Annotated in this window: 1 protein-coding gene; it reads right to left on the bottom strand. The window is 55.8% G+C overall.

From position 1 onward, the window contains the following. Nucleotides 1-7: 7 nt before the first annotated feature. A complete protein-coding gene (locus BLW97_RS17955; RefSeq protein ID WP_075324157.1) occupies nt 8-1,021 on the bottom strand; it encodes an IS30-like element ISCARN114 family transposase in 1,014 nt (337 codons plus the stop codon). Between the last annotated feature and the right edge of the window lie 56 nt (nt 1,022-1,077).

Below are 1,077 nucleotides of genomic sequence, written 5' to 3'. Positions count from 1 at the left end.
GGCGGTTTCAAGTTTGAAGTGCAACACCGCTGTTTAACTGCCTGATTTGCTGTGCCATCACTTCGGCTGGAGTTCGGAATCCCAAGGATTTCCTGGGCCGATTATTGAGTTCCTCCGCTACCTGAGTCAAACGCCGTTGCGAATATTCGGATAAGTCCATGCCCTTGGGGAAATACTGACGCAGTAGGCCATTCGTATTTTCATTGGTCGGACGCTGCCAGGGGCTATGTGGGTCAGCGAAATAAACACATATGCCCGTATTTCGCTCCAGTTCCTGATGCCGAGCCATTTCGCGGCCCTGATCATAGGTGAGCGTTTGCCGGAAGCTCTTGGGCAGCGTACGCAAACGCCGCGTAAAGCTTTCCAGGATCGCTTCTGCCGTAGCATCCTCCACTCGCGCGAGGATGACGAAGCGACTGCTACGATCCACTAACGTGCCAATAGCACTGGCATTGAATGCCCCCTTGATCAGGTCGCCTTCCCAGTGACCGGGTACTTCGCGAGCTTGTGCTTCCTCCGGGCGCTCACGGATTGAGCGCATGTTCGTGATCCCGCCACGACGGTCTTTACCTCGTGTGCGGGGCTTGCGTTTGCTGTGCCCTCTGCGCAGCCCTGCAATCAATGCCTTGCGCAGTTCACCCGCCGGGTGGGCATAGATAAACTGGTAAATAGTCTCATGAGAGACGTGCCACTGTTTGTCTTCGGGATAGTCCATCCGCAACCTCCCCGCTATCTGCTCCGGTGACCACTTCCTTTGCAGAATAGCGTGTGTCACCGCGAGGGTTAAAGGCGAACCTTCAGTCAACTTCCTGACTCCCTTGCGTCGGCGCCTCTGCGCTTCTTCCCGAGCGCATACGGCGTCATAGGTCTCTTCCACACGACCTCGCTGAATCTCCCGACTGATCGTGCTAGGGCTTCGGCCCAACTGCCTGGCAATGCCACGAATACTCAGCCCCTGATTCAATCCACGCTGTATCTGGTTTCGCTGATCGGGCAACAATTGCCTGTATTTTCTGGCCATCTCTCACCTCCGTCTGCCTTCGACCAGAGGTGTTGCACTTCATTTTAGAGCGCGCC

Origin of the sequence: Acidithiobacillus albertensis (assembly GCF_001931655.1) — a bacterium.
GTDB classification, from domain to species: domain Bacteria; phylum Pseudomonadota; class Gammaproteobacteria; order Acidithiobacillales; family Acidithiobacillaceae; genus Acidithiobacillus; species Acidithiobacillus thiooxidans.
Note: the sequence above shows the minus strand (reverse complement) of the source record. Positions and strands in the feature narration are given on the sequence as shown.

Excerpts from the sequence above, each read along its gene's own strand:
- BLW97_RS17955 (WP_075324157.1), bottom strand. The coding sequence starts at position 1,021 with ATGGCCAGAAAATACAGGCAATTGTTGCCCGATCAGCGAAACCAGATA.